The sequence below is a fragment of the Bartonella queenslandensis AUST/NH15 genome (assembly GCF_000312585.1).
Taxonomy (GTDB): domain Bacteria; phylum Pseudomonadota; class Alphaproteobacteria; order Rhizobiales; family Rhizobiaceae; genus Bartonella; species Bartonella queenslandensis_A.
Map to the genome: position 1 here is coordinate 1 of NZ_HE997998.1, position 5,444 is coordinate 5,444.

2 protein-coding genes are annotated in these 5,444 nt (G+C 37.2%); both read right to left on the bottom strand.

Annotated features, from left to right (window positions below; genetic code table 11):
• Positions 1-303 precede the first annotated feature (303 nt).
• A complete protein-coding gene (gene pgi / locus BN338_RS03925) occupies positions 304-1,980 on the bottom strand; it encodes a glucose-6-phosphate isomerase (protein WP_039759242.1) in 1,677 nt (558 codons plus the stop codon).
• 189 nt (positions 1,981-2,169) lie between these two features.
• Positions 2,170-5,307 (bottom strand): efflux RND transporter permease subunit, encoded by a 3,138-nt coding sequence (locus BN338_RS03930; protein ID WP_039759245.1) that lies wholly within the window; start codon positions 5,305-5,307, stop codon positions 2,170-2,172.
• Positions 5,308-5,444 lie beyond the last annotated feature (137 nt).

The window sequence follows — 5,444 nt, forward strand, 5'->3', positions numbered from 1 at the left end:
TAAATTGATATTATTAAAATAGTTTTAATCGTGGCTTGTCCGTGGATTTTGTGTATTTTGGCTTGAATTTTGTACCAATCTATTTTTCAAAATATTTTAAAAGAATTCACAAAAGATCTTCAAAACCTTTCAGACTCCTTTATCATTGTTGATCATAAATTCTCATTTTTACAATTTTTGCACTTTTTTTGATTTTCTATCACAAAAATCCAATTCAGCAATAAATGAAGGATATAGTAAAATTAAAGGGTTATCTATATTTTTCTCTGATTTTATCTTTGCTTAATTAGTTAGAACCTATCATCAAATTATATTTATTTTTGTACGTCTTGTCTGAATATGTGCGAGCAACCCTAATGTTGAACTATCGCGTTTATCCGCTTTACTTTCTCCACGAAGAATTGGTAACAACTCATTTGCTAATTCCTTACCAAGTTCAACACCCCATTGATCAAATGAATTAATATTCATTAAAATCCCTTCAACAAAAATACGATGCTCATAAAGTGCAATGAGACGACCGAGTGAAAAAGGCGTTAATAAATCTTGAACCAACGTAATGCTTGGACGGTTTCCTTTAAAACTTCTATGAAGTGCTAAATGATCTGCTTCACGTTCATCAACACCATTTTTTATCAAAATATGCCGAGCATCTTCAATACTACGGCCCTTCATCAAGGCTTTTGATTGCGCTAAACCGTTTGCTAGCAATATCTCATACATAGAATTTAAATTTTTCTCATGCCCTTTTATAAATAAAATAAATTCTACAGGAATAACATCTGTTCCTTGATGCAGAAGCTGAAAAAAAGCATGTTGACTATTTGTTCCTGAATCACCCCAAACGATCGGGCCACTTGAAAAATTTAATGGTTTTCCATCCAGCGAGACTTGCTTTCCATTTGATTCCATATCAAGCTGTTGTAAATAAGCTGGAAAATGTATTAAGCGCTGTGCATAAGGAATGATAGAACGTGATGAATAACCACAAATAACACGATGCCAGAACCCTAAAAGAGCAAATCGAATAGGAATATTGTTATGTAAAGGCATGGTTTTAAAATGTTGGTCCATTTGTAAAGCACCATTGAGAAATTGGCGAAAATTTCGCCCCCCTATTGCAAACATAACAACAAGCCCAATGGCGGACCAAATGGAATAACGTCCTCCAACCCAATTCCAAAATTTAAAAACTCTGGTCGAATCTATGCCAAATTCTACGACTTTATCAAGTGCACTCGAAACAGCGACAAAATGCGTGTCAATAGCTTCTTCCCCTAAATGTGAACAAATCCACTGACGTGCAACTTGAGCATTTACCATTGTTTCAGTCGTTGTAAAAGTTTTAGAAGCAATGACAAAAAGCGTTGTTGCTGGATTCAAAATAGAGAGAGTATCAGAAATATGGGCACTGTCAGCGTTAGAAACAAAATGACAACGTGGACCATCATGATAAGGTTTTAAAGCATATGTGACCATTGCAGGACCAAGATCAGAGCCACCAATACCAATATTGACAATATCACTTATTCTCTTTCCACTGCTTCCCTTATAGATGCCATCACGGACCTTTTCAGAAAATCGTTCCATATCTTCAAGAACATCTTGAATATCGGGAATAAGATTACGACCATCCAACATGAAAATTTCGTCAGCAGGTAAACGTAATGCAGTATGAAGAACGGAGCGTTTTTCTGTTGTATTAATCGTCTGACCAGAAAACATTGCATCACGCCGGCTTAACACATCTGCTGCGACAGCTAAATCATCTAGAAGTTGTAATGTTTTAAATGTTACACCACATTTTGAAAAATCGAAAAGAAGATCATCAAGCCTAAGAGAAAAATGGGAAAAACGCTGGTCATCCTCTACAAAATGTTGACGAATATTAGAGACCCCATCCTTTGCAGCATGGTTCTTTAAAGCTCTTAACGCAGTTTCAAAAGCTTTTTCATTTCGAATCGAAAAGCTATCTCCCATAAGCTTATCCTATACGGTTATTGATAATGAAATCTATGCCCAAACAATAACAAAGTAGAAAACGTTTCCTTGATTGCTCGCTCTCTTCACTTCTCAAATCAAAATGAAGGAATATAAAAGTAAAAAAAATAAGATCCGAAAATAGTATTTTTACAAGAATAAATTTTCAAATTCTTTCTACTCGATACATCATTTAGCTTGATTGAGTTCTTTTATTAAGCGTAAATCTTCTTCTGCTTTTGATCTTATAAAACGCCCCAATAAAAGATAAACAACCGGTGTAAGGTAAAGCGTAAAAATAGTTGCTAAACCTAAACCACCAACGATAACCCACCCTAAAGCTATACGGGCTTCCGCACCAGCACCTTTAGCTAAAACCAAAGGAATACCCCCTAAAATGGCACAAATCATTGTCATACAAACTGGACGAAGACGAATGTTTGCTGCTTCTTCTATAGCTTCACGCACGCTTCTTCCTTGATCACGTAATTGATCTGCAAATTCAACAATGAGAATACCATTTTTTGCCATAACGCCAATTAACAAAATTAATCCAATTTGACTGTAAATATTAAGACTCACACCACTTAGTAGCATAGCAATTACAGCACAACCAATTCCCAATGGAACAGTGGCCATGATAATGAATCCTGAAATAAAGCTTTCAAACTGAGCCGCTAAAATCAATAAAATAATCAAAAAGGCAATACCAAAAACAATCATAAAATTGGAAGATGTTTCATTAAGTGTTTCCGCTTCCCCTAAAGGAACCACGTAGGTTCCTTTCGATAATAAAGGAGATGCAATTTTTTGTACCGTTTGATAAGCATCCCCTAAAGTGATATCTGGAGCAAGATTTGCGCTTAAAATGACAGCGCTCATGCGTTTTTCCCGTTTTAATTGGGGAGCGATAGCTTTTTCATGTAAACGCGCAATAACCGATAAAGGAACATACCGATTGTCTTTAGTCTTTAAAAAAATATTTTCTAAATCACTAGGACTCTTCATAGAATTTTTACGCGATATCAGTTTAACATCGTAAGAGTGATCATCTACGTTAATAGAGCCAATCTTTTTACCATCCAACATTGCTTGTAATGTATCGCCCAAATTGGTGATATCAATCCCTAAATCGGAGGCTTTTTTTCGATTGATTTCAATAAAAAATTGCGGTTGTGTGGCATCAACAGTAAGACGTGGGCGAATAAAACGCGGATCAGCTTGTAGAGCACGCACCAACTTATCAGCAATGGGTTGTAATGCTGCGTAATCATTGCCAAGAATTGCAAATTGTAACCCTTGCCCCGTTCCTCTCACACCTAGAGAATTGCCCTCCGCAGCAAAGACAAAAACTGCCGGAAACTGCCTAACCTTTGCATTAACATCTTTTATGATTTCTTGCTGACTGCGTAAACGTTTATCCCAAGATGAAAGTAATAAAACCAAAAAAGCAGTATTGGGTGAACCGCCAATACCCGCAATAGAGTAGCTATTAGCAATCTCACCCGCATCACGTAATGGCTGTAGACTTTCTTCAATTTTCTCTACCTGCTCGTTCAAATATTGTGTTGAAATACCTTGGGGGCCATTAATGACCAAAAAGATAAGAGCTCTGTCTTCTGCGGGCGTTAATTCTTGTTGCAACTTCGTATAGCCTCCAATGCAAAGAGCTGCAAAAGCAAGTGAAGTAAAAACAACAGTCCGAGGCTTTTCTAAACACTTATGCAAACTGTAAGTATATGCCTTATGAAAAAAAGTCCCTAATTTATATAAAAAAGTAAAATTATGATGGGCATTTTTTTCTTTCTCTTCAACATGTTCTTTGAGAAAACGTGAAGCCAACATAGGACAAAGCGTTAAGGCAACGATTGAAGAAAGCAAAATAGAAATTGCCAAAACAAAACCAAATTCTCTAAAAAGTCCTCCAACTTGTCCAGGAAGAAAGGAGATAGGGACAAATACAGCCACTAACGTCAATGTTGTTGCGACAACCGCAAAAAAAACTTCACGGGTACCTAACACTGCCGCAGCTCTAGACCCTATCCCCATATTGCGCCATCGAACAATATTTTCCAGAACCACAATGGCATCATCCACAACAAGCCCTGTTGCCAAAACAAGTCCTAAAAATGTGAGAATATTCAATGAAAACCCTACAAGATAAATAGCTGCAATGGTACCAATCAAAGCGACTGGAAGAGATACAGCAGGTATCAGCGTTACACGAATGTCCCTGAGAAAAAGAAAAATAACCAAAATAACGCTCAAAATAGCAATAACCAACGCCACTTCAACCTCATAAAGGGCGCTTTTAATAAAAATTGCATCGTCACTAATAACGTCTATATGTACAGAAGAAGGAACGACACTTTTGAGATTATCAACAACGGCTCTCACACCTGCAGAAATATTAAGGGTGTTGGATTGTGCTTTACGCACAATCCCTAATCCAATCCCTGTCTTTCCGTTGATACGAAGAATAACATTTTCTATATCAGGTGACAAAGTAACATGTGCAACATCACCAAGATGTACATGAGGCTTTAAAACAACTTGTTCAAAAGATTCTGGTGTGGTTAAACGTGCCGTAGCACGGACCACTAAAGTTTGCTTAGAATTGCGTAACGATCCTACTGGTACATCCGTTGTCATATCAGAAAGAATACGTGAAATATCTGCGACAGTTAATCCATAACTTGCAAGTTTTGCTTGATCTATATCAATCTGAAAAATCTTTGTGCGAGCACTATCGACCTGTACATCACCAACACCATCAACAGCAGAAATCGCATCAACAATCTGATCATCTACAACTGTTGTTAAATCATCAATACTCATTGTTGGCGATGTTACAACTAAATACATCATGGCAGCAGCATTCGAATCTGCTTTAATAATCAAAGGTGAATCTGCATTTTTGGGTAAAGAATAAGCAATGCGAGACAGAGCATCACGAAGATCAGATGCCGCTACATTCAAATCAACACCGACGTTAAAATTAATCTGCACACGGGAGCGTCCAAAAGAAGATGTTGAAGAAATCGTCTTAACACCTGAAACACGAGAAACAGCATCTTCTATAACTTTTGTTACTTCACGATCAATTGTTTCCGCTGATGCACCAGAAAACATCGTCATTATCGTTGTTACTGGCGTATCAACATCGGGTAATTCTCTCACATCAACATTCAACCATGCTGCAAATCCTGCAATGATGATCATGGCATTTAAAACAAAAGTAAAAACCGGTCTGCGAATAAATAAGGCAATGAGACCACCTTGCTCCACCTGCGACACTGACTGCTTTATGCTCAATTCTTGGCTCATTGTATATCCGTTCCATAAATTGCTGATAATTGCTATTGATGGGACTGTGGATCATCAATAATTACTTTACTTCCTGGATAAAGCATTTGCACCCCTTGAATAACAACTTGATCACCCTTTTCTAGAGGGGCTTTCAC

What these genes read in the sequence shown, in the direction of transcription:
- BN338_RS03930 (WP_039759245.1), bottom strand. Translation starts at nt 5,307, where the DNA reads ATGAGCCAAGAATTGAGCATAAAGCAGTCAGTGTCGCAGGTGGAGCAA.
- pgi (WP_039759242.1), bottom strand. Translation starts at nt 1,980, where the DNA reads ATGGGAGATAGCTTTTCGATTCGAAATGAAAAAGCTTTTGAAACTGCG.